The sequence below is a fragment of the Dyadobacter beijingensis DSM 21582 genome, assembly GCF_000382205.1.
Taxonomy (GTDB): domain Bacteria; phylum Bacteroidota; class Bacteroidia; order Cytophagales; family Spirosomataceae; genus Dyadobacter; species Dyadobacter beijingensis.
The window spans coordinates 345,426-368,461 of the sequence record NZ_KB907790.1 but is presented as its reverse complement, the minus strand read 5'-3'; the positions used below and the strand labels follow the sequence as shown (position 1 = coordinate 368,461).

The 23,036-nt window shown below is 49.3% G+C and carries 19 protein-coding genes and 1 tRNA gene; 2 read left to right on the top strand and 18 right to left on the bottom strand.

The window, feature by feature from the left end:
* Positions 1 to 11 precede the first annotated feature (11 nt).
* From cyoE to smpB, 14 genes are all read right to left on the bottom strand, one after another.
* A complete protein-coding gene (cyoE, locus tag H144_RS0125220) occupies positions 12 to 905 on the bottom strand; it encodes a heme o synthase (RefSeq protein WP_051100173.1) in 894 nt (297 codons plus the stop codon).
* A gap of 18 nt (positions 906 to 923) precedes the next feature.
* Positions 924 to 1,952 (bottom strand): COX15/CtaA family protein, encoded by a 1,029-nt coding sequence (locus tag H144_RS0125215; RefSeq protein ID WP_019944893.1) that lies wholly within the window; start codon positions 1,950 to 1,952, stop codon positions 924 to 926.
* Positions 1,927 to 3,810 carry a cytochrome c oxidase subunit I gene (locus H144_RS0125210; RefSeq protein ID WP_019944892.1) on the bottom strand — a complete coding sequence of 628 codons (1,884 nt, stop codon included), beginning with the start codon at positions 3,808 to 3,810 and terminating at the stop codon, positions 1,927 to 1,929. Before H144_RS0125210 ends, H144_RS0125215 begins: the two co-directional genes overlap by 26 nt.
* Positions 3,811 to 3,839: 29 nt before the next feature.
* A complete protein-coding gene (locus H144_RS0125205) occupies positions 3,840 to 4,949 on the bottom strand; it encodes a cytochrome c oxidase subunit II (RefSeq protein WP_019944891.1) in 1,110 nt (369 codons plus the stop codon).
* A gap of 21 nt (positions 4,950 to 4,970) precedes the next feature.
* On the bottom strand, positions 4,971 to 6,347 hold the full coding sequence (locus tag H144_RS0125200; RefSeq protein WP_026350988.1) for a hypothetical protein: 1,377 nt from the start codon (positions 6,345 to 6,347) through the stop codon (positions 4,971 to 4,973).
* A gap of 34 nt (positions 6,348 to 6,381) precedes the next feature.
* Positions 6,382 to 7,005: a c-type cytochrome gene (locus tag H144_RS0125195; protein WP_019944888.1), complete on the bottom strand. Its 624-nt coding sequence runs from the start codon at positions 7,003 to 7,005 to the stop codon at positions 6,382 to 6,384.
* A complete protein-coding gene (locus H144_RS0125190) occupies positions 7,005 to 7,535 on the bottom strand; it encodes a DUF3341 domain-containing protein (RefSeq protein ID WP_019944887.1) in 531 nt (176 codons plus the stop codon). Before H144_RS0125190 ends, H144_RS0125195 begins: the two co-directional genes overlap by 1 nt.
* 47 nt (positions 7,536 to 7,582) lie before the next feature.
* Complete coding sequence (gene nrfD, locus H144_RS0125185) at positions 7,583 to 9,016, bottom strand: NrfD/PsrC family molybdoenzyme membrane anchor subunit (RefSeq protein WP_019944886.1); 1,434 nt, start codon at positions 9,014 to 9,016, stop codon at positions 7,583 to 7,585.
* A 53-nt stretch (positions 9,017 to 9,069) separates the two neighbouring features.
* Positions 9,070 to 12,165 carry a TAT-variant-translocated molybdopterin oxidoreductase gene (locus H144_RS0125180; protein WP_026350987.1) on the bottom strand — a complete coding sequence of 1,032 codons (3,096 nt, stop codon included), beginning with the start codon at positions 12,163 to 12,165 and terminating at the stop codon, positions 9,070 to 9,072.
* 45 nt (positions 12,166 to 12,210) lie between these two features.
* Positions 12,211 to 13,488 (bottom strand): c-type cytochrome, encoded by a 1,278-nt coding sequence (locus H144_RS0125175; RefSeq protein ID WP_026350986.1) that lies wholly within the window; start codon positions 13,486 to 13,488, stop codon positions 12,211 to 12,213.
* 294 nt (positions 13,489 to 13,782) lie between these two features.
* Positions 13,783 to 13,853, bottom strand: a tRNA-Cys gene (locus tag H144_RS0125165).
* A gap of 87 nt (positions 13,854 to 13,940) precedes the next feature.
* Complete coding sequence (gene rpsA / locus H144_RS0125160) at positions 13,941 to 15,737, bottom strand: 30S ribosomal protein S1 (protein ID WP_019944882.1); 1,797 nt, start codon at positions 15,735 to 15,737, stop codon at positions 13,941 to 13,943.
* Positions 15,738 to 16,029: 292 nt separating this feature from the next.
* Positions 16,030 to 16,539 (bottom strand): HNH endonuclease, encoded by a 510-nt coding sequence (locus tag H144_RS0125155; RefSeq protein WP_019944881.1) that lies wholly within the window; start codon positions 16,537 to 16,539, stop codon positions 16,030 to 16,032.
* Between the two features lie 147 nt (positions 16,540 to 16,686).
* Complete coding sequence (smpB, locus tag H144_RS0125150) at positions 16,687 to 17,145, bottom strand: SsrA-binding protein SmpB (protein ID WP_019944880.1); 459 nt, start codon at positions 17,143 to 17,145, stop codon at positions 16,687 to 16,689.
* A gap of 59 nt (positions 17,146 to 17,204) precedes the next feature.
* Between smpB and H144_RS0125145 the strand changes: the two genes are divergently transcribed.
* Positions 17,205 to 17,678 (top strand): nuclear transport factor 2 family protein, encoded by a 474-nt coding sequence (locus tag H144_RS0125145; RefSeq protein ID WP_019944879.1) that lies wholly within the window; start codon positions 17,205 to 17,207, stop codon positions 17,676 to 17,678.
* A 92-nt stretch (positions 17,679 to 17,770) separates the two neighbouring features.
* On the opposite strand, the gene accD is transcribed toward H144_RS0125145, so the two are convergent.
* Positions 17,771 to 18,613 carry an acetyl-CoA carboxylase, carboxyltransferase subunit beta gene (gene accD / locus H144_RS0125140; RefSeq protein ID WP_019944878.1) on the bottom strand — a complete coding sequence of 281 codons (843 nt, stop codon included), beginning with the start codon at positions 18,611 to 18,613 and terminating at the stop codon, positions 17,771 to 17,773.
* Between the two features lie 253 nt (positions 18,614 to 18,866).
* Between accD and H144_RS0125135 the strand changes: the two genes are divergently transcribed.
* On the top strand, positions 18,867 to 19,409 hold the full coding sequence (locus tag H144_RS0125135) for an NADPH-dependent FMN reductase (RefSeq protein ID WP_084600014.1): 543 nt from the start codon (positions 18,867 to 18,869) through the stop codon (positions 19,407 to 19,409).
* 37 nt (positions 19,410 to 19,446) lie between these two features.
* Here the strand turns inward: H144_RS0125135 and ftsZ are convergent, their stop codons facing one another.
* From ftsZ to H144_RS0125120, 3 genes are read right to left on the bottom strand one after another with little or no spacing between them, the layout of a single operon-like run.
* Entirely contained in the window at positions 19,447 to 20,895 is a 1,449-nt protein-coding gene (gene ftsZ, locus H144_RS0125130; RefSeq protein ID WP_019944876.1) for a cell division protein FtsZ, read from the bottom strand.
* A gap of 33 nt (positions 20,896 to 20,928) precedes the next feature.
* Positions 20,929 to 22,275 (bottom strand): cell division protein FtsA, encoded by a 1,347-nt coding sequence (gene ftsA / locus H144_RS0125125; RefSeq protein WP_019944875.1) that lies wholly within the window; start codon positions 22,273 to 22,275, stop codon positions 20,929 to 20,931.
* A 15-nt stretch (positions 22,276 to 22,290) separates the two neighbouring features.
* Positions 22,291 to 22,989 carry a cell division protein FtsQ/DivIB gene (locus H144_RS0125120; protein ID WP_229207991.1) on the bottom strand — a complete coding sequence of 233 codons (699 nt, stop codon included), beginning with the start codon at positions 22,987 to 22,989 and terminating at the stop codon, positions 22,291 to 22,293.
* Positions 22,990 to 23,036 lie beyond the last annotated feature (47 nt).

Sequence of the window (23,036 nt, the reverse complement as noted above, 5' to 3'; positions counted from 1 at the left end):
TCGATGCTATATCACAATTTATCCAACAAAAAAGCAATCTGAACGATAGGCAGGTAAATGAACGATCCGAACATCAGCTGCTTCGCGGTCTTGTCCGTGCAGGTGCGCATGAGATGGAACGTCTGCGCGAGGAACAACACCCCGAAAATCGTCGCGATGAACGCGGAGTTGATGCCTGTCATTCCCAGTTCGTACGGCAGCCAGCCGATCGGAAGCAGGAACAACGTATAGATCATGATCTGCAAAGTCGTATCAGCGTCTTTCAAACCGTTGGCGGGAAGCAATTTGAAACCTGCTCTTTTGTAATCTTCATCCAGTACCCAAGCAATGGCCCAGAAATGCGGGAATTGCCAGAAGAACTGGATCGCAAACAGAATGCCGGGTTCCAGACCGAAATGGTTCGTCGCGGCCACCCATCCGATCATCGGAGGAAATGCGCCGGGGAATGCGCCTACGAACACGGCAATCGGGCCGACGCGCTTCAATGGCGTGTAAACGAACCCGTACAATACCAGCGACAGCAATGAAATGAGGCCTGTCGTCAGGTTGAAAACCGTTACAAATATTGCCAGCGATGCTACCCCTAGGATCACTGCCCAGACAGCCGCTTGTTCTACGGTAATTCTTCCGCTTGGTAACGGCCGTGAAGCCGTTCTTTTCATCATTTTATCCAGGTCCTTTTCGAGGATCTGGTTGATAATGTTCGCTGCGCCGGTGATACCGATCGATGCGAGGATGAAAAGTACCATATCGGACGTTTTCACTTCTTTCGCACCGAGGCAATACCCCATCGCACCGGAGAAGGCAATCAACGACGCCAACCGGAACTTCAATAATTCAAACAGAACTCCTAATCTCTCTCTGATCTTCCCAACCCCACTTACGCTTTCCTCTACTGAAATCATTTTTACAGAAATTGAAAATTATGACTGGCTACCAGCCGTCGCGGCCACGCCTTGATACTTCAAATATTTCTTGCCGTTGACGACCAGCCAGACAATGAATTGCAGACCGATCAGCAGTACCGCGAATGTGAGGTGTATCGGCTGCGCAAATGCGGGAACCCCCAGATACGCCATAATCACACCCGTTGCGATCTCCGCGATGAGGATCAAGAGGCAGGCGATGGCAATTTTGCCTGCTACCGTTCCCCGGTTTCCCGATTTCAATACCTTATTGATCCAGATTGCATTCACAACAAAGACCAGTATCGAAAACGAGCGGTGTATGTAAAAGTTGGCCCCGAGCTCATCGATCCATTCCGACCGCGCCCCGTAACCGAGCCTTGCTATCACCACGTCCATCGCCTCGCGCACCTGCGTTCCGAGCAGGATCTGGAATAGCGACAACGCCATTACCGCGATCCCTATTCCGCTCAGCAGCTTCTCACTGCCTTCTCGTAATGTGAGCACCTTTTCGACATAGCCGGCCCACGTAAACACGTAAAGCACGATGAAAATAATCACTATGGCGAGCAGCATGTGCACTGTGACAATCAGCGGGTGCAATTCGAAAGAAACCACTTTCGCACCGAGCCAACCCTGGAAACCCGTCAGCAGAAATGCCCCGAGGCTCCAAAAGAATACTTGCTTGTTTCCGGATTTAAGAAAAGGAATGGAGGCGAGCAGCATCAGAAAAATGATGATGCCTGTAAGCGCTCCTACAAGCCTGTTTACGTACTCAGTCCAGGTTTTCGTCGCATTAAACTCGACTTCTCCTTTCAGCTTCGCACCGTAAATCTCCTTGTAATTGGCAGGAAGTTGTGATGCTTCGGTAGGAGGGACCCATCTGCCGAAGCATTTAGGCCAGTCGGGACAGCCCATTCCTGAGCCTGTGCTTCTCACGATGCCCCCTGCTATCACTACCAGGTAGAGCGAAATGAGCGTATTTAAAGCGAATCGCCGGAACCGGCGATTCGCTTTAAGATCAATGATGTGTTTTGAACTGGTCATTAAAGTTTTGGGACTCAATCACCTTCTCCGTCGCGATCAGCTCATTTTCATGAGGGAAGTTGGATTCCGGTGTTTGAGAATACGGGATGTTCTGAGGGATGAAATCCTCTTTGGCACCCGGTTTGCTGTAATCATATGACCAACGATACACCGCAGGAATCTCGCCTTCCCAGTTTCCGTGACCCGGAACAATAGGGGCTGTCCATTCGAGCGTGTTGGAACGCCATGGATTTTGTGGTGCCTTTCTACCTTTGAAAATGCTGTAAAAGAAGTTCCAGAGGAAGATGAACTGTGCCAGGAACGTGAATATCGCTGCAATAGAGATAAACATGTTCATGTCCATAAACTTATGCGTAAAGTCGTAGCTGGTGAACTGGTAGTAACGGCGAGGGAAGCCCGCGATACCTACATAGTGCATTGGGATGAATACCATGTAAATTCCAAGGAACGTCATCCAGAAGTGCGCCTGGCCCAGTGACGTGTTCATCATGCGGCCGAACATCTTAGGGAACCAGTGGTATACCCCTGCAAACAGACCGAAGGCCGATGCAGCACCCATTACCAGGTGGAAGTGGGCTACTACGAAGTAAGTATCGTGCAATTGAATATCCAATGCACTGTTACCAAGGATGATACCGGTCAAACCACCCGATACGAACAGGGATACCAGACCGATCGAGAACAACATACCTGGGGTGAACACGATGTTACCTTTCCAGAGTGTTGTAATGTAGTTAAAACCTTTCACCGCAGAAGGTACCGCGATAATCAGCGTCAGGAACATGAAGACCGATCCGAGGAATGGGTTCATACCTGTTACAAACATGTGGTGCGCCCATACGATAAATGCAAGGAATGCGATACCGAGCATGGATGCGATCATCGCGCGGTAACCGAAGATCGGTTTGCGTGAGTTCGTCGCGATTACTTCGGATGTAATACCCAAAGCCGGCAGGAGTACGATGTATACCTCAGGGTGGCCGAGGAACCAGAACAAGTGCTGGAACAGGATCGGGCTACCACCCACGTTTGGCAGCGCTTCACCATTGATGTAAATGTCGGAAAGATAGAAGCTGGTACCGAAGTGACGGTCGAAGATCAGCAGCAATACAGACGAAAGCAATACAGGGAAAGAGATCAGACCCAGTACCGCCGTGATCAGGAATGACCAGATCGTCAGAGGCAGACGGTCGAAAGACATACCTCTTGTACGCAGGTTGATAACGGTAGTAATGTAGTTGATACCACCCAACAGCTGCGAAACGATGAAGAATGCCATACTAGCCAACCACAAAGTCATACCCATGCCTGAGCCGGGGTGTGCCTGCGGCAATGCGCTCAATGGAGGGTAAATTACCCAGCCACCGGCAGCAGGTCCTTGTTGCAGGAACAAAGAAGCGAACATGATCACGCTGGCCAGGAAGAAGAACCAGTAAGAAAGCATGTTCATGAAACCCGACGCCATATCGCGCGCTCCCACTTGAAGCGGGATCAGGAAGTTACTGAAAGTGCCGCTCAAACCTGCTGTCAATACAAAGAATACCATGATGGTACCGTGCATTGTAACCAAAGCGAGGTAAAAGTTAGGGTCGAGCTTACCCGCGTCGCTGATCCATCCACCCAGCACAGGCTTCAACCAGGAAAGGTTAGAATCGGGCAAACCGAGCTGGATACGGAAGATCACCGACATGGTAATACCGATAACAGCCCACAAAATACCTGTGATCAGATACTGCTTGGCAATTACTTTGTGGTCTTCACAAAATACATATTTCTGCCAAAAGCTTTGTGCTTCATGGTGGTGGTCATGCTCGTCTGCGTGGTGGTGAGCTGTTTCCAATCCTTCAATAGCTGACATATACTTTTATTGTATTTTAATTAATAGAATTATCGTAGACTAGAACTTGCTCCGGCACCGCCAGCAGCTGTTGCTGAGCTGTCGGCCTTAGGTGCTGCTGCTTCGGCTGGCACATATTTCATGGCCTTCGCTTTCAGGTTCTCAGGAACTTTCGCAAGATACTCTGGGTAAGTCGACAGGAATGTTGCCTGTTCTGAAACCCATTTCTTGTATGTAGCCTCGTCGTCTACGATCAATCTCATTTTCATTGAAAAGTGACCTTGTCCACATACCTCCGTACAAGCAATCTCGTAGTCAAATTTCGGGTTACCGGTTTCGGCGCGCATATCCGCAGTTGTCTTGTCCGGTACGAACCAGAATTTGGTCGGCATACCTGGCACCGCATCCATTTTCACCCGCATGTGCGGAATGAATACGCTGTGCAATACGTCGCGGGCGCGGATTTTCAGCAATACCGGACGGCCCACCGGAATGTGCATTTCAGAAGGGTTGGTAAAGTCGTCGAATGAATTTTCGTCGGACAAGTCGATACCCACTTCGTTTTGCGCATCAATCAATTTATAGTTGTAATCACCCAGCTTGTTGTTATCGACACCGCCGTAACGGGCGATCCAGTTGAACTGCTTACCGGTGATCTCGATTACCTCCGCATCGCGTGGTGCTTCTGCCGTGATATCCGACCATGCTTTCCAGCCGGTGAATACGAGCAATGCCATTACGATAGCCGGGATGATCGTCCAGATCAATTCGAGCTTATGGTTTTCAGGATAGAATGTCGCGCGGTGGTTTTTCTTGTGCTGGTATTTCCAGGCAAAGAAGAACACGAGGAAGTTAACGAGAATGAACGGAATGGTCAGAATCCCCATCGAGAACCAGAACAGGTCGTCGGTTCTTCTACCGTGAACAGACGATGCCTCGGGAAGGAAGAATTCGCGTGCATGCAGATATGACCAGGTAATTGTCACGGCACCCAGCAACAATGTCACGATAAACATGGCACCGTTGAATTTATTACCAGATGTTTCAATCTCGTCTGAATCAGTCTTGTTGATACTCTTCAAAACACCCTGCAGCCTGGATATAACCACCCCGGTGAGGACAATGAATACAAGAGCAACTAATGCGATAATAATATACATGATGATTTACTGGTTTTGCAATTAGGCGATATCGTGATGCAGTGATTCCTCCAACATCGGGTGATTTCTCGGGATCAGATTTGCCTTCGTCAATTGATTTGCGATCGAATATGCAAATGCGCTAAGGAAGATCAGGAAAAAGCCCCACTCCAACGGACCAAGTTCAGCACTTGCACCAACCGTTCCCGGCATAATGTTCGTGTAGAAATCGAACCAGTGTCCGACGATCACACTCCAGCACGCCACTTTCAGGATCGAATGTGTAAACTTCGCATCGCGGGTCATCAATACCAGGAATGGGAAGAAGAAGTTCAAGAACAAAGTAATAAAGAATGGCGCCTTGAAAAATCCACCGTGTCCGCGGAAACGCTCGATGAAATAGATCGTTTCTTCCGGAAGGTTAGCATAGTAGATCAAAAGGAATTGCGCGAACCACACGTAAGTCCAGAAAATGCTGAATGCGAATACAAACTTACCAAGGTCGCGCAGGTGGCTTGAATTTACCGCTCTCAGGTAACCCTTTTCACGCAATGTCACGATCGTGAGGGTAATAACAGCCAGACCGGCCACGTGCCAGCTAGCCAATGTATACCAGCCGAACATGGTGCTGAACCAGTGAGTATCGATCGACATTACGAAATCCCATGCGGAAGTAGATGATGTTACACCGAACACCACGAGGAATGCAGTTCCCAGACGGATCGACTTCTCGTAAAATTCAGTTCCGCCGATTTCATCTTCCTGCAATGAAAGGCTGCGCAGCTTTTTCCACATCAGGTACCAAACCACGAAGTAAATAACGAGGCGTCCCAGGAAGAAAGGCGTATTCAGATATCCGTGCTTGCCAGCGATGATCTTGTCATATTCAGGACCGCCTACTTCGTACAAACCTTCATGCGTCCAGTGGAAAAGATCGTGACCGCCCAGAAGGAAGGTAATGATCAATACTGCACCTGTTACAGGCAGGAATGCAGGCAGTGCCTCAGGAACTCTTTTGAATACCGCCGACCAGCCAGCCTGTGCCAGGTAGTTATAAGAAAGGAAGAACATCCCCACAACGGACATTCCGGTAAAATATACACCGTTTACCCAGAGGTTCGCCCAAATGCGCGCAACCCAGCTTTTTGCATGGTGACCCTCGGCAGCAGCGCCGTGTGCGTCTGCACCATGTCCGGCAGCCGCAGCCGCTCCGTGCTCAGCAGCCGCGTGGCCAGCCGCCGCAGCGTGCTCTGCCCCATGCGCAGCCACTTCGTGACCACCACCGCCATTGGCTGCGAGGTATGCTCCTAATAGTACAAGAGCCAGTCCTACACCGCCACCAATGAGCAAACTTTTCTTAGCTCCTGATGTAAATTCAAACCGTTCTTCAATAGAAGGAATCGAATGTGCTGATGCCATTATTTAAATTATTTCTCTGTTTTCAAAATTGTACTTAGGCCCCTTTCTGCAATTTCTGTACGTAGTGTACGATCTTCCAGCGTTCCTCCGGGTTGATCTGGGAGCCGTGAGGCCACATGCGCGCCTTACCGTGCGTGATCACGTGGAAAATATGTCCTTCGTTCAGGTTTTTGTAAGCGTCGCTCGCATAGTTGGGAACACCTTTGTACATCGCTCCCACTTTTCCGTCTCCTGCTCCGGTTGCGCCGTGGCAGTGCTGGCAATATCTGTCGTACAATACCTTTCCTTCCGCAAGTGTCTTCTCGTTCAAAGGAACCGGGTTCTTCAATACTTTCTCAGCGATCTCGATGCTGTCGGCAGGAATGTTGTACACCATCAGGTCCACTACCGCTGAATCCGAAGATCCGAAGCTGGTATGGTAGTTACGACGTGCCACCGTACCGGCTACCGGCAGGCGCATGGTAAGGCCTTGCGGGTTGATAGGGTTCGCTTTCTCCTGTTTGTATGGCTCGTAACCTACTGGCAGGTACATGTTTGGAGCATATTCCTTTCCGGGGTTGTTAGGGTCCTTCTTACAACCAGCAGCAGCAGTAAGCAATACGGCAACAACCAATAGGTTTCTATATAAACTTTTCAATTTCATTGCTTTAAACTCCATTAGAATTGCTTAATGTTGACTTCTTCCGCGCCGCTGTCTTTCAATGCTCTCGATATTTCTTCTTCGGTCATTGAATTTCTGCTCATCTCGATAGCCATTATAAACTTGTTGTCTGTCGCACGAACATCAAACCGTGGGTGGAAATGGGTACCGGGTCCGAGTCCATTTGAAATCAAAAAGGTGATCACCATACCGAACGCAGTAAAAAGTACTGTTCCTTCGAATGTAATGGGGATATAGTTAGGAATCGAGAGCGGGTCCTTACCACCAATGATCATCGGCCAGTCATAGCCCATTGTCCAGATCATGAGCGTCAGCACGCAGCAGCACCCTGTCACACCAAACATAAAGGCAGCGATACCGATGCGGGTTCTTGGGTGTCCCAATGCTTCGTCCAGCCCGTGGATAGGGAAAGGAGAATATACTTCTTTAATTTTCACACCGGCTTTTCTCAGCTTGGGAACCGCGTGAAGAACAGTATCGTCATCGTCGTAAACTCCGACCAAATATTTACCAGATAATTCTGCCATACTATTACTTAATTATAATCTCTACAATTCGCTTTTACGCAATGCTTTTATTCCTGATCCTTATTGTAAGCGGGTTCAGCAGCCCCGCGCTGTCTTACTTTCGCCACGCCGGCGATCTTGGCAGGCAGCTGCGCAGAAGTTGAACGCAGTACCGCTTTTACTTCCGCCATGTTTACTACCGGCAGGTATTTCGAGAACAGGAGGAACAATGTGAAGAACAAACCGAAGGAGAAAATGTAATCCCCGATATCGTACCGTGTTGGCGAGAACATCGTCCAGCTTGAAGGTACGTAGTCACGGTGCAGGGAGGTCACGATAATTACGAAACGCTCGAACCACATACCGATGTTTACAATCACTGAGATGAAGAATGTAAACGAGATGCTACGACGCAGTTTTCTTGACCAGAAAAGCTGTGGAGAGATTACGTTACAGGTCATCATCGCCCAGTATGCCCACCAGTAAGGACCGGTCATACGGTTGAAGAATGCGTAGTATTCATATTCGACACCACCGTACCATGCGATAAAGAACTCGGTAATGTAAGCCACACCTACAACCGAACCGGTCAGTGTGATTACCTTGTTCATCGTCTCGATGTGTTCCAATGTAATGTAGTCTTCCAGTTTGTAAACTACACGTGTGATCAGCATCAGGTTTTGCACCATCGCGAAGCCCGAGAAGATCGCACCCGCAACGAAGTACGGAGGGAAGATCGTCGTGTGCCATCCCGGGATTACCGAGGTAGCAAAGTCCATACTTACAATGGTGTGTACCGAAAGTACAAGTGGCGTAGACAGACCTGCGAGGATCAATGAAATGTATTCGTAACGTGCCCAGGTTTTAGCCGAACCGTCCCAGCCCATTGCAAATGTTCCGTACATGAATTTCGAAACTTTGCTTGTAGCGCGGTCGCGGATGGTAGCAAGGTCAGGGATCAGACCGATGTACCAGAAAACCAATGATACGGAGAAGTAAGTACTGATCGCGAATACGTCCCAAACGAGTGGCGAGTTAAAGTTAACCCACAATGAACCGAATGCATTGGGTAATGGAAGCGCCCAGTAAGCCATCCACGGACGACCCATGTGCATCAAAATAAACGAAGCAGCACAAATAACGGCGAAGATCGTCATCGCTTCCGCTGCGCGGTTGATGGAAGTTCTCCATTTCTGGCGGAAGAGCAAGAGGATCGCGGAGATCAGCGTTCCCGCGTGACCGATACCCACCCACCATACGAAGTTGGTGATGTCCCAGGCCCAACCTACTGTTTTATTCAAACCCCAAACTCCGAGGCCTTCCCACCAGGTCCATGCGAGACACACAGATCCATATGCCAGAACGATCAGCGAAAGTCCGAAAGCAATCTTCCATTCTTTCGTTGGAGTCGCCTCCACGTGGCGGCATATGTCTTCCGTTACGTCCGCGTACGTTTTCCCACCTTGAATCAGCGGTTCTCTTACAGGTGAAGTAACATGCATACTACTATTTATTTATAATGATTGGATCGTCTGTTATTCTAAACTTTCAAAAATTAAGCGTGCTCTTTCTCAGCTTTTTCCGCTTTTGCAGCAGCATCCTTGTTACGGACCTTTGTGAGGTAAGAAATTTGCGGACGAACGTTGATTTCTTCCAGCATATGGAATGCGCGTCCTTCTCTTTCCACTTCAAGCAATTTCGAAATGCGACTTTCCGGATCGTTCATGTCACCGAAAGTAATCGCGTCGGTTGGGCATGAAGAGGCACAGGCCACATTTACTTCACCGTCAACAATGCGTCTTCTTTCTTTCTTCGCAGTCAGCTTCGCTTCCTGGATTCTGTGAACACACATCGAGCACTTCTCGATTACCCCTCTTGAACGTACGGTTACGTCAGGGTTAATGACCATTTTACCGAGGTCATTATTGAAGTTATAATCGAAGTTGTCGTTATCAAAATATTTGAACCAGTTGAAGCGACGTACTTTATAAGGGCAGTTGTTTGCACAATATCTCGTACCCACGCAACGGTTATATGCCATTTGGTTCAAGCCCTCGGAGCTGTGGGTAGTCGCCAATACCGGACATACCGTTTCGCAAGGAGCATTGTTACAATGCTGGCAAAGCATTGGCTGGAAGGTAACTTCCGGATTTTCGGAAGCGATTTCCAATCCGCGAAGATCTTCTACCTCCGCGTCGCTGCTGTAATAGCGGTCGATACGCAGCCAGTGCATTTCACGTGCATTGATGATTTCCTGACGACCTACCACCGGGATGTTGTTCTCGTTCTGGCAGCTGATCACGCAAGATCCGCAACCGAAGCAGGTGTTCAGGTCGATCACCATACCCCATGAGTGGTTCTTATATTTATGGCCGTTCCAGAGCGACAGGTCTGTTGCATCCACCTCGCCTTCGGAAGTCTGGATTTTCGGAACGAAACGTCCGGCCATCGGATCCTTCTGGAAGTGAGAAAGTACAGTTTCCTGAAGAACCGACTTACGGTTCATTACTGTATTGTGCGTCTGGGTCTGAGCGATTTCACGGGTATCACCTGTTTTCGACAGGGTTACTTCTCCTGGTGTGAAGTTCAGGAAGCCTTCGGTGAAAGTAGCAAACGGGAATACGTTTTTACCTACGCCATTGGCCGATTTACCAGCCTTCTCACGGCCGTAACCTACCGCCACCGCAACAGTGCCTTGCGCCAGACCTGGCTGAATGATCACCGGCAATTCTACCGATTTGCCTTTGATATCCAGTTTTACCACGTCACCTTGCGCTACGCCAAGCTCGGTGGCTGTCTTTTGTGAAAGATTTGCGTGGTTATCCCAGGTAGCTTTGGTAATAGGATCTGGATTTTCCTGCAACCATGGGTTGTTTGCAGCGAAACCGGTGCCCATACCTACGTTTTCGAAAATCGCCAGTTCCAGGCCTGATGACGACGCTTTGTATCTTTTTGCAATACCGGCAGCCGCCGCAGCGAGGTTTCCGGAGAATGTTGCACCGGCACCCGTCGCAGCTGACGCTACGTCGAACACACCGTCGTGCAGGGACTTAATCCAGAATTTCTCGAAGTCGCCACCACCCGCTTGCGGATAAATGTTCTTTCTCCAGTATGCTTTTACATATTCATGGTAGTCAGCCGAAGCTCCTGCCCATTTCAAAAGCGTAGATTGTGCCTGGCGCGTACTGAAAATCAAGCTGATCGCCGGCTGAACAAGGCTGTATGATCCTGCAATAGGCTCTGCATCACCCCATGATTCGAGGTAGTGCGGTGCAGGAAGGATGTATTTCAAAAGTGAAGACGTTTCATCAGCGCGGTCGTTGAAGGACACGCTCAATGAAACCTGTGGCAATGCAGATGCCAGTTCAGCACCACGTGGGTGATCATAAACCGGGTTAGCCCCCCACAAAATCAACGCAGAAACTTTGCCTCCTTTGATCTCGTCGATCAATTGGTTGGTAGCGATGTCGTTACCCTGGCGGTAGTTTGCAGGTTTGTCCAAATTGATAGTAGAACCGTAGCTGCCCAGCAGGCTGTTCAGCGCATTTACTACTACTTGTACCGAAGGATCGTTGACGCCTGAAACAACCAATGCCTGTCCTTTGGCCGCAACGAGATCCGCCGCCGCTTTGTCCAGGTGATCTACATTCAATGCAGCTGTTGCAGCGGGAGCACCGCCCAGTTTCGCAGCTACCTTATTATATAGGGCAGCTGCCACAAGACCAACCTGTGAAGGTTTTACAGCCGTGCGGTAATCCGCATTGGCGCCGGTCAGTGATAGCGTCGATTCGAATTGGTATAAACGGGACATTTGCTTGTTGCCATCATGCCCGCTGCTTACGCGACGTGTGTCGGCGAATTGCTTCGAGAATGTGTCAGGTGCAAGCCATGTTCCGAGGAAGTCGCCGTCAATGCCTACGATTACTTTCGCTTTGCTGAAATCGTAAGAAGGGATAACGGCCTTGCCGAATGACAACTCATTACCTTTCACAATTGCGTAAGAAGAGTTGGCATCGTAAACCACGTGGGTAGTGGTTGGATACTTTGCAGTGAAGTCTGCGATTACCGCCTTGGTGGACGGGCTCATTACAGTGGAAGTAAGGATCCGGATCGCGCCGCCTTTCGCAGCGATTTGTCCGAGTTGGTCCGCGATTTCCTTATCAACCGCTTCCCAGCTTACTTTGGTATCTTCTCCTTTTTTAGGACCTTTCAATTTCTCGTTGTCGTACAGGCCGAGCAGCGAAGCGTGTGCCCGTGAGCTTACGCCGTAAGAAACTTTTGAAAGGGAGTTGCTTTCTATTTTGATTGGCCGGCCCTCGCGGGTTTTGACCAGGATACTTGCGTAGTCACCACCTTCTGCGTAAGTGGATGCATACCAGTTAGATATAGTCGGGAATTCGCCTTCCGGCTTGTTAACGTACGGGATGGCCTTTTTGACCGGTGTTTCGCAGGCAGCCAATGATACCGCCGCCATTCCAAAGCCTAATACTTTAAGGAAATCGCGACGATGGGTTCCTACGCCATCTACCAGACTTTCATACTGACTTTCGGTCGGTGCACTTGGGAACTCTGAACTCGCATCTTTAACAAACTTCTCGTCATTCCTCAGCTCTTCAAGTCCCCGCCAGTATCTTTTATTAGAATTTTCCATAAAACTATTCAATACAATGAGTTGTATCCGGTATTATTTTCTTGATTAGTAGTGGCACTTAGAACATTCCAGACCACCAATATCCGCTACTTTCAAAGCCTCTTTGCTTTCGGAAGCGTGCAACTGTACCAGCTTGTCGTAGTACTGATTGTCTTTGGTATTTACCTCCGTTTTACGGTGACAATCAATACACCATCCCATCGTCAGTGACGAACGTTGCTGTATTACTTCCATTTTTTCCACCTCGCCGTGGCAGTTCTGGCATTCCAGACCACCCACGTTTACGTGCTGTGCGTGGTTGAAGTAGGCCAGGTCAGGCAGGTTGTGAACGCGCACCCATTCGATAGGCTGGTTGTTCTCGATGGAAGTATAAATCTTTTGAATTTCAGGAGATTCCTTCTTGATCACACCGTGGCAGTTCATACAGATGTTCGCAGAAGGGATGTGCGCCGACTTACCGCGGTTAACGCCGGTGTGGCAGTAGTTACAGTCGATTTTATATTCGCCTGCGTGCAGTTTGTGAGAGAATGAAATAGGCTGCTTGGGAGCATATCCCTGCTGAACGCCTACACTAAACGCTCCGTCCAAAGTAGATTTCAAAACGAGCAATACGAAGATCCAGAGCGTTGCGGAACGGATAGCCGGGTCTACTGCGATTCTTTTCAGAAGCCCACCGAAACCTTCCCCCCCAGGAGCCTCAGTTTCAGCGCCTCCGCCTTTCACCGCTTTCGAAAGCAGCGATACGATTACGAGCAGAACGCCAAGTACCAGCACCATTACAACCACCAGCGCAACGAGAACGATCACGAACAGGTCGGAAGGAGCACCGCCTTTCGCGTCACCCGCAGCAGCACCTCCGGCAGGAGCGGCACCACCCGCAGCAGCGGCAGGAGCAGCAGAAGCCTGGTCCACATAAGCGAAAATCGCTTTGATATCGTCGTCCGAAAGGTTCGGGAAGCTCGTCATCTGAGCTTTCGAATATTCGTTGTAAATTTTTACCGCGTAAGGATCTCCGGAAGCAATCATTGCCGAAGAGTTACGTACCCATTTGGTAAGCCAGGCAAAATCGTGACGGGAGCTTGCACCTTTCAAACCAGGGCCAACTACTCGCTCCTCGGTGGGTGCGTGACACTGGGCGCAATTGTTTTTGAAGATCGACTCACCTTTGGCAGCGTCGCCTCCGCCGGCAGGTGCAGCAGCAGCTCCGGCTGCAGCAGTGCTATCCTGCGCAGATACTAATGCAGGTACGCTTAATAAGATAGCTAAGAGGATAGCTACAAAGGTTTTTGAGTAATTAAAGAAGGAACAAAACTTAGCGTCCATTCGGAATGGTATATTCATAATCAACTATTCATTATTCTTCAACAGACAAAACTAGCTCACGATTTTTTATCCACAAAAGTATTTAAGGGATATTTTACCCCACCATCTTATTTATAATTTGTCTAATTTATCGAGTTAATTTAACGAAGGTTACAAAATTTTTAGGAGCTGATTTTCAGCAAAATACCAAAAAAAATACCATTTGGAGCTCGTGAAAAAAGCGGTGTCCAAATGGTATTTTTCAGGCATTTTATTGTGCCCCAAATCCGGGGAAAAAGGCCACAATTTAAGGGGAGGTTCCGAGCGGATTCGAACCGCTGTACGAGGTTTTGCAGACCTCTGCCTAGCCACTCGGCCACGGAACCGTTTTGAAAAGATTAGCTGCCCGCACAGGGCTGGCAGCTAATCCGGGTGCAAAAGTATTAAAAAATTCTTCCGCACCACATTTTATTTTACTTTTTTCCTTTCTTCTCGCTCTCTTCAAGCTGCTCTTTCAATGCCGACAGAACGCTCAGGTCGCCGAAAGTTGATTTCTCAACCTCTTTGTTCACTGATTCAGCCGCAGGAGCTTTCGCTGCCTTAGCTTCTTTCTTCTCTTCGGCAGGAACGCCTTTCACTTTAGAGTGGGTCAGAACGATTTTCTTATCGTCTTTCAGGAATTCAAGAACAGTGAAGTCGAGGCTCTCACCTACTTCTGCAAATGTTCCGTCTTCTTTCGCCAGGTTTTTGATAGAAGCAACACCTTCGATTCCGTAAGGAAGTTCGAGTGTAGCGAATTTATCACCTTTCGCAACGATCGTAGATTTGTGTACTGAACCTACTTCGAAAATGCTCTCGAAAGTATCCCATGGGTTCTCTTCAAGCTGCTTGTGGCCCAGAGCAAGACGACGGTTGTCTGCGTCGAGTTCCAACACAACTACTTCCAGCTCGTCGTTTACTTTTACGAAGTCGGAAGGATGCTTGATTTTCTTAGTCCATGAAAGGTCAGAAACGTGTACCAGACCGTCGATACCTTCTTCGAGTTCGATGAAGAGACCGAAGTTGGTCAGGTTACGAACAACACCTTTATGACGGGTACCGATCGCATATTTCTCTTTCAATGAGCCTTGAGTCCAAGGATCTTCGGTCAATTGTTTGATACCGAGAGACATTTTGCGCTCCTGACGGTCGAGGGTCAATACAACCGCGCTGATCTCGTCGTTCACGTTCATGAACTCCTGTGGATTGCGCAGGTGCTGAGACCATGACATTTCAGAAACGTGGATCAAACCTTCAACGCCTGGTTTGATTTCAAGGAAAGCACCGTAATCAGCAACATTAACAATGCGGCCGGTAACTTTCGATCCAACCTGGATTGACTCGTCCAGCGAATCCCAAGGGTGTGACTGAAGTTGTTTCAGACCCAGAGAAATACGCTTTTTCTCTTCGTCGAAGTCGAGAACAACCACGTTCAGTTTCTGATCCAGTGAAAGGAGGTCAGACGGGTGGTTGATACGGCCCCATGAGATATCAGTAATGTGCAACAGGCCGTCCACACCACCCAAATCGATGAACACACCGAAGTTGGTCATGTTTTTGATCACGCCTTCCAGTACCTGACCTTTTTCAAGGTTGTTCAGGATTTGCTGACGTTGTGCTTCGAGATCTTTTTCAATCAGGATTTTGTGAGATACTACTACGTTGTCGTTCGCGTAGTTGATTTTCACAACTTTTACTTCCATACGCTTTCCAACGAAAACGTCGAAGTCGCGGATTGGCTTCACATCGATTTGTGAACCTGGCAAGAATGCCTCAATACCGAAAATATCAACGATCAAACCACCTTTGGTTCTTCTCTTCACATTTGCATCGATCACCACATCCTCGTCGAATGATTTCTGGATGTTATCCCATGCAGTGATAACTTTCGCTTTTTTGCGTGAAAGCACCAGCTGACCTTGTGCGTCTTCCTGGTTCTCTACGTAAACTTCCACTTCGTCGCCGATTTTCAAACCTGGCAGGTCGCGGAATTCATTGGATGAAACGATACCATCAGATTTGAAACCGATGTTCAGGATCACCTCGCGGTCTGTAATACCTACTACAATACCTTTAACTACTTCTTTTTCCGATACAGGAGAAAGGGTAGTTTCATACATTTCTTCCAGACGGGCACGGTCGGCAGATGAATAAGCAGTTCCGAAACCTTTGTCTGATGCTTTATCCCAATCGAATTCGGGAAGCGGTTGATTTTGTTTTTCCTTAGACATAAATAGGAATTATGGCCCTTCGATACATCAGCCGCCGGGCTAAACGGCTGAAAATTAGTTCAACAAGTATTTTTGGAAAATTAGGACGCAAAATTACGCAATCCCTGCGAAAATCCGAAGGGTTGGCGAATTTAATTTGGCAATGAGGGAGATAGGCGCCGTTGGGGGGCGAAAAAGTCAGGAAATAGTCAGGAAGTGGTCAGGAAATGGTCAGGTTTTCAGTAGGTATAATTGACTAAAACAACAAATGACCTCTCCTGACAATGCATGACAATATGCGAAGAAGATGCGATCAGCACGATCGTTCCTTTGATCCGAGGTAAGGCAGCCACTCATCATCGGCCATACCGGAAAAATCCCGGATGAACATTAAAAAAGAAGGCCGGAACGGTCGCTGCTTCAACGGCATGTCAACCTCTTCCGGCGTATGGTCTCCTTTGCGGGAGTTGCATCTTTTACATGCGGTGGCCAAATTGTCCCAGGTGGTTTTCCCTCCCCTGCTTTTCGGCATTACATGGTCCAGGGTCAGATTATCGTGGGTTCCGCAATACTGGCACCTGTTGCCGTCCCGCTTGAAGAGGTTTTGCCTGGTCATGACTACGCCTCTGTATGGTATGTGTATGTAGCGATGGAGACGTATCACGACCGGCATGGGGTACCTGTCGTTCACGGTCCGCAGATGTTCCAGCTGAGACTCCGCCAGCATCTCCGCTTTTTTCATGTAAACCAGCAGAAACGCTTTCGGAACTGTGCAAACACTTAGTGCGCTATAATCTTGATTCAGAACCAGTACTTTACCCATGAGCCCTGTGGTAGTTAATTCCCACAATATAAGAATATTTCACCAGAAAAAACGCTCCGGCTTTTTCAAATATTGTTGAAAGAATCTCACAGAAAGTCCCGAGGATCACCGGATTAGCACATTTTGAATGCCAAACCCGCCGATGGCTCAGTAACCCGCCCGGTCGTTCTCGCGCTTCACGTCGCGCTCCTTAATCGTCTCCCGTTTGTCGTATAGCTTCTTCCCCTTTGCCAACGCAATGTGCAGCTTGGCTAACCCACGGTCGCTGGTAAACAACCGGACAGGTATAATGGTCAGGCCGACATCCTTCAATCCTTCGATCAACTTCCTCCGCTCGCGTTTGGTAATGAGCAACTTGCGGTCGCGCATCGGCTCGTGGTTATAATGCGTGCCTTCGGTATAAGGCGAAATGTGCAGGCTGCGTATAAACAGCTCTCCATCCATAAACAGGCAGTAAGCGTCCTGAAAATTGACCTTTCCCTGTCTGATCGACTTGATCTCGGTGCCTGTGAGCACCATACCGGTTGTGAACTCTTCGAGGAAGAAGTATTCGAATGAAGCCCGCTTATTCTTTATATCTACTTTTTTAACTATTTTTTCCGACATATCGATTCCCAAAATTTTACAAAGGGGCTCAAAATTAAGTTTTTGTTAAAACTATACCAATGAAACGTATTAGCCATTTCCTGACACTTGCATTGCTCGCTACGATTACCACATCAGCCGCCAATCGCGCGCTCGCACAGGCCGACGCCGCGGCCGCCCGCGCGACGGTAGATAAGCTCTTCGACGGCATGCGTAACGGCGATTCCACCGCAGTGAGAAGCGTATTTACCAAAACCGCCGCATTAACCTCCATCTCCAAAAACGCATCCGATTCCACGGTTACGCATAAAGGCAGCGTAGATGGCTTCGTTAAAGCGGTAGGTACGCCGCATAAGGACAAATGGGACGAACGCATTTACGACGTCAAAGTCTGGATCGACGGGCCGGTGGCCGTCGTATGGGCTCCTTACAAGTTCCACCTCGGCGACACCTTCTCGCACTGCGGCGTGAATGTATTTAACCTGATCAAAACAAGCACCGGCTGGAAGATCAACGATATTACCGATACCCGTCGCAAAGATGCCTGCCCTTGACCAATCGCTCAGCATCCCGAATGCATTTGATATTATAAATGCAAAGCGGCCCGCCAGATAACCTGACGGGCCGCTTTCCTAAATAGTATCGCCTATTTGAGCATACTCAGCAAGCTTGTCAATTTATCTTTCAAATCCTTGCGGTCGACGATGAAGTCGAGGAAGCCGTGTTCCAACACGAATTCCGCGCTCTGGAATCCCTTCGGCAGATCTTTCCCGATCGTCTCACGAATTACCCGCGGACCGGCAAACCCGATCAAAGCTTCGGGCTCTGAAATATTAAAGTCGCCAAGCATGGCATAAGATGCTGTTACACCGCCCGTCGTAGGGTCGGTTAATAGCGAAATATAAGGCACTTTGGCCTCTGACAATTGCGCGAGGCGCGCCGAGGTCTTAGCCATCTGCATCAGCGAAAATCCTGCCTCCATCATCCGTGCACCTCCCGATTTTGAAATCATCAGGAACGGGATCTTCTTTTCGAGCGAGTAAGAAATCGCGCGGGCGATTTTCTCTCCTACCACCGAGCCCATCGATCCGCCGATGAAGCTGAAATCCATACAGGCGATCACGAGGTCCAGTCCGTTCATTTTACCGTGGCCGGTGCGGACGGCATCTTTCAGCCCGGTTTTCTTCATCGTCGACTTAATGCGATCGGGATAAGCCTTTGTATCCACGAATCCCAGCGGATCGCCGGAAATGAGGTTGGCGTCGAGCTCGATGAATTCATTGTCGTCGAAAAGCAGGTTGAAATAAACATCCGACCCGACTTTCTCGTGGTAGTTGCAATGCGGGCAGGTGAAAGCGTTCTGCTTATGTTCCCTGGTAGGTGTAATTTTTTTGCAATTAGGACATTGATACCACAAACCGTCCGGCGCTTCGCGCTTCATTTCCGTCGGTGTATTGATACCTTTTTCTTTCCGAATAAACCAGGACATATTTTTATGTGGGTTGATTTATATATAATAATCTGAAAATCAGACAATTATTGAAGTTTCATACTGAATAATGGGCTCAAATATAACAATAAATGTCATGCATCGTGAAAACTGCCCTGGTAACGTGTCGGTTTGGCGGTTAGTTTTGCCGGCGATAACGGTCCGTTCCGAACAATTTTGACCATAATTTGTTACTTAGGACAACTAACATTAACCGGCCCAGCGCAATGAGCCATTCATTCAGGGTTTTCCAATGAGTTCATCCACATCGCCCATCGTCATAATAGTCGGCACCAACCGGCCTAACTCGATGTCCCGGAAAATTGCAGATTACTATCAGGGCATTCTTCAACAGCTCGGCGCTACAAGCATTATCCTCGACCTCGTAAACCTGCCGGACGATTTCACCGTATCGGCATTATATGCGAATACCGGCAAGAATGAAGCATTCAACAACCTCAAATCGCTGCTCGAACAGACCGACAAATTCGTGTTCATCGTGCCCGAGTACAATGGCTCCTATCCCGGCGTATTGAAGGCATTCATCGACGGCCTGCCTTACCCGAACAGTTTTTCCAATAAAAAGGCCGCATTGGTAGGGCTGTCGTCCAATATGCAGGGCGCCGCCATTGCATTGAGCCATCTGAACGACGTATTCAGCTACCTGGGCATGAACACCCTCGCATTACGCGTGAAGCTGGCGCAGATACGCTCGCATTATGCCGACAATGTGATTTCCAACGCATTGTATAAGGAACTGCTGGAAATACAGGCAGGGCAGATCATCCATTTCTGAAACATGAAAAAGGGAGCCCGAAGCTCCCTTTTCAATCCTATTTCAGCCAATGCTGCTCCATTTCGTGTGCGGGAATGGCAGGCCGTTTCCAAAGCTCCACCCTGCTTCTTCTGAATGCAGGCCCTTCGAGATCGGAATATTTCACGAGCCCGTCTTTGAAAGATTTCACCATCATTTCCATTTTCAATGCATCCTCATCGGTCCAATCGTCCTGCGGCTCGATTTCGGTGAGTGAAATATTGATCGGCTCGAAACCATGCGTGACGGTTTCATCTTCCAATACGAGGTCGATAGACCCTGTCGGCGTGTTTTCTGCCACCTCACCTGTCAATATTAATCCTTCCTCGACCAATACGGGTTCCGGCTCGGGAAGTTCCTCCTTCGGCTCTTCCACTACTACCGGCTTCTCGTCCGGCTTGTTTTTAATTCCTTTGAGCTGAATGCCGGGAATCGGCGATTCGATACTGTCGAAACCTGCCGCTACGATCGTTACGCGGAGCTTGTCGTCCAGCGAATCGTCGGTGATCGTACCCAGCTTGAACATCCGGGCTTCGCCGCCCACCTGCGAGAGCACATATTGCCAGATCTCCCGCTGCTCCTTCATGGTAGCTTCCTTCTTCTTGCTGGTCGCCAGGGTTACGAGAATGCGTTTTGCACCACGGATATCGCGGTCGTTGAGCAATGGTGAATCCAGCGCTTCCTTGATAGCCCGCTGGGCACGTTCCGGCCCGGTCGACTCGGAAGTTCCCATTACCGACTGGCCGGCACTTTTCAACACTTTCTCCACATCCTTGAAGTCGGTGTTGATATTTCCGTTTGTGGTAATGATTTCGGAAATACTCTTTACTGCATTCAAAAGGATATCGTCGGCCTCGGCAAATGCCTGGGTCAATGTCATATCCTCGTAAAGCTCTTCCAGCTTGTCGTTCAACACCACCAGTACGGTGTCGCTGTATTCTTTCAGCTGCTCGATCCCTTCGAGCGCCTGTTCTTTCTTGTCAAGTCCTTCCCAGGTGTAAGGTGCAGTTACGACTGCGACGGTCAGCTTGCCCATTTCCTTGGCCAGCTGTGCGATCACCGGTGCAGCGCCCGTACCGGTCCCGCCACCCATACCGGCGGTAATGAACACCATCTGCGTAGATCCGCCGAGCAGGCCCTTGATCTCTTCAATGGTTTCCAGCGCCGCTTCCTTTCCTTTCGTCGCATCGGTACCGGCCCCCAGCCCCTGCGTAAGCGTTGCACCCAGCTGGATTTTCGCCGGAACCGGGCTGTTGGCCAAAGCCTGCCTGTCCGTATTACAAACCGCGAATTCTACATCTTTAATTTTTTTCTTAAACATGTAGTTTACCGCATTGCTACCGCCCCCGCCGACACCAATCACCTTGATGATAGCCGGGTCGCCGCTGCCCTCTCCGTTTGGCTGGTCTTTGATGATTTCGTTCACGATATAGTCCTGATCTAATGCGTGCAATAAGCTTTTGTTCATATTCTTTCCGGGGTTGAGTATGCGTGATATTGCTTAATAGTCTCCCAGACTATCGTCTTTCTTTCCGATAATGCCTGTAATATTGTCCCAAAACGTACCGTTCCGTTTCGGCTGCTCTTTTACTTCCTTCACAGGCTCCTTCTGCACCACATTACCCGTATTGAATGCACTCGCCGGCTTGCATACCGATTTCACGCGCGGGTCAACCGATTTCAGTCCCGCCCATGCAAGACCGATGGCCGTGCTGAACGACGAGTTACTCACCGCGTCGGCCTTGGCCGTGCGTTCCAGATTTTCGGGATAGCCTACCCGCACCGACATATCGGTGATTTTTTCGAACAAAACTTCGATTTCCGGAATGTTGGCCGAGCCGCCTGTCAGCACCAGCCCGCCGATCAGCCGGTCGGCAAAGCCCGACTTGATGATCTCCGCATATACCATCGCCGCGATTTCCTTCAAACGCTCTTCGATGATCAGCGCTACATTCTTTTTCAACACCTGCTTCGGCTGGCGGCCTGCGAGGTAATTGATCAGGATTTCGATATTCAAAGGCACGTCGGCCGAAACCGCCACGCCGTATTCTTTCTTCAATTGTTCCGCATTCTCGAACTGGATACCGCAGCCTACTTCCAGGTCGGCGGTAATGTGGCGGCCACCGATCGGGAACGAAGCAATATGGCGCACAATGCGGTCGTGATAAATGATCACATCGGTAGTGTGATCGCCGATATCGACCATCGCAATGCCCGCCTTTATTTCATTGTCCGTCAATACCGCAAGGCTCGTCGCCAGGGGCGCCAGTACGAGTTTATCGCATCTCAATGCCTGGTCAGCGTCTGCAAGGCTCTTTTTAGTACGCAAAATGGACTGGCTGTTCGCGGAAACCACGAGGAAATTCCCCCCGAGCTTGATACCCGTCCGGCCTACCGGCTCTCGTACGCCTATGGAATTGTCGACGATGAAATCCATCGGCAACACATGCAGCACGTCGAAATTCGGCTCGATTTTCGCGCGGTACATGTCGTCGACCAGCTGATCCACGTCGCGCTGCGTTACCTCCTCACCCGACGATGCGGAAGGACGGATCACACCGTCGCTTTGCGAGCTTACCTTTACATGCGTGCCGCTGAAACTCACGTTCACGATCCCGATATCGAGATCGGACCTTGAACCGGCTTCTGCCAATGCTTCCTTAATGGCGCTGCCGACCTGCTTGATGTTCTCAACAGAGCCATTCACTACCGCTCCCGCCGGCACCGGGACTTCGCTGAAGCCCAGAATTTCGATATTGTTCCGACGGTTCGCCGATCCCTGTGCAGCGACCACCGTTATTTTAGTACTTCCAATATCTACCCCAACTACAATCTTATCGTGTGCCATGCTGATGGTGAATTATTATTCACAAACTATTTGATCTTGAAACTTTACACTTACCCTTTTATACCGGCTCCAATCCTTGCTGAGCACCTTATCATAAAAGATGCGGAGCTTTTTGAACTTGGATTCGAAACCTTCCGCCATACCCAGCTCGATCCGCTGATCGCCGAGCAATGTCGTCAGGTCAATCTCACCGTCCTTATCTACATTCAGCTGCGTCACCTGCGCTTTCCAGAACGGGTCGGTGTTCAGAAAACGCAATAACTCCAAAACCTGAGCGCCCTTTTCGGACCTCAGCTTTTGAGGGTTGTAGAAATACGCCCCTGAAACCAGTAACGTTCTTGCTGAATAACTTTCTGATAGAGGAAAAAAAACGCCCTCGTGGTTGATATAGTATCCCGATGTGTTCCGCATTTCCCCATTTTCCGACGTGTTGATCCAGCGCGCGAGCGGTTTCTCCTGCTCTACTTCGACTACTATGTTGCCCTTGAGGTCACGAAAAACCTGACATTTCTTGATCAGTTTGTTACGTCTGACACGGTTTTCGAGATCGTGCAGGGCTACATCGCTGAGCCTGGCCCCGATCAACGGATCGCCGCCGTTCTCCGTCAGCAGCATTCGTACATCCATTTGGTTCAGGAATCGTGTACCCGAATCGCCCTGGATTGATATTACGAGATTTGTACAACGCTGCTGACCAAGCTTGCTTTCTGCCATACCGATGCCGGCGATTGGCAAAATAAGCCACAAACTACGTTTCAACA

What these genes read in the sequence shown, in the direction of transcription:
- rpsA (WP_019944882.1), bottom strand. Translation starts at nt 15,737, where the DNA reads ATGTCTAAGGAAAAACAAAATCAACCGCTTCCCGAATTCGATTGGGAT.
- H144_RS0125180 (WP_026350987.1), bottom strand. Translation starts at nt 12,165, where the DNA reads ATGGAAAATTCTAATAAAAGATACTGGCGGGGACTTGAAGAGCTGAGG.
- H144_RS0125190 (WP_019944887.1), bottom strand. Translation starts at nt 7,535, where the DNA reads ATGGCAGAATTATCTGGTAAATATTTGGTCGGAGTTTACGACGATGAC.
- H144_RS0125135 (WP_084600014.1), top strand. Translation starts at nt 18,867, where the DNA reads ATGAGTTCATCCACATCGCCCATCGTCATAATAGTCGGCACCAACCGG.
- H144_RS0125210 (WP_019944892.1), bottom strand. Translation starts at nt 3,810, where the DNA reads ATGTCAGCTATTGAAGGATTGGAAACAGCTCACCACCACGCAGACGAG.
- cyoE (WP_051100173.1), bottom strand. Translation starts at nt 905, where the DNA reads ATGATTTCAGTAGAGGAAAGCGTAAGTGGGGTTGGGAAGATCAGAGAG.
- H144_RS0125205 (WP_019944891.1), bottom strand. Translation starts at nt 4,949, where the DNA reads ATGTATATTATTATCGCATTAGTTGCTCTTGTATTCATTGTCCTCACC.
- smpB (WP_019944880.1), bottom strand. Translation starts at nt 17,145, where the DNA reads ATGTCGGAAAAAATAGTTAAAAAAGTAGATATAAAGAATAAGCGGGCT.
- H144_RS0125200 (WP_026350988.1), bottom strand. Translation starts at nt 6,347, where the DNA reads ATGGCATCAGCACATTCGATTCCTTCTATTGAAGAACGGTTTGAATTT.
- H144_RS0125175 (WP_026350986.1), bottom strand. Translation starts at nt 13,488, where the DNA reads ATGGACGCTAAGTTTTGTTCCTTCTTTAATTACTCAAAAACCTTTGTA.
- H144_RS0125155 (WP_019944881.1), bottom strand. Translation starts at nt 16,539, where the DNA reads ATGGGTAAAGTACTGGTTCTGAATCAAGATTATAGCGCACTAAGTGTT.
- accD (WP_019944878.1), bottom strand. Translation starts at nt 18,613, where the DNA reads ATGTCCTGGTTTATTCGGAAAGAAAAAGGTATCAATACACCGACGGAA.
- ftsZ (WP_019944876.1), bottom strand. Translation starts at nt 20,895, where the DNA reads ATGAACAAAAGCTTATTGCACGCATTAGATCAGGACTATATCGTGAAC.
- H144_RS0125145 (WP_019944879.1), top strand. Translation starts at nt 17,205, where the DNA reads ATGAAACGTATTAGCCATTTCCTGACACTTGCATTGCTCGCTACGATT.
- nrfD (WP_019944886.1), bottom strand. Translation starts at nt 9,016, where the DNA reads ATGCATGTTACTTCACCTGTAAGAGAACCGCTGATTCAAGGTGGGAAA.
- H144_RS0125215 (WP_019944893.1), bottom strand. Translation starts at nt 1,952, where the DNA reads ATGACCAGTTCAAAACACATCATTGATCTTAAAGCGAATCGCCGGTTC.
- ftsA (WP_019944875.1), bottom strand. Translation starts at nt 22,275, where the DNA reads ATGGCACACGATAAGATTGTAGTTGGGGTAGATATTGGAAGTACTAAA.
- H144_RS0125120 (WP_229207991.1), bottom strand. Translation starts at nt 22,989, where the DNA reads ATGGCAGAAAGCAAGCTTGGTCAGCAGCGTTGTACAAATCTCGTAATA.
- H144_RS0125195 (WP_019944888.1), bottom strand. Translation starts at nt 7,005, where the DNA reads ATGGAGTTTAAAGCAATGAAATTGAAAAGTTTATATAGAAACCTATTG.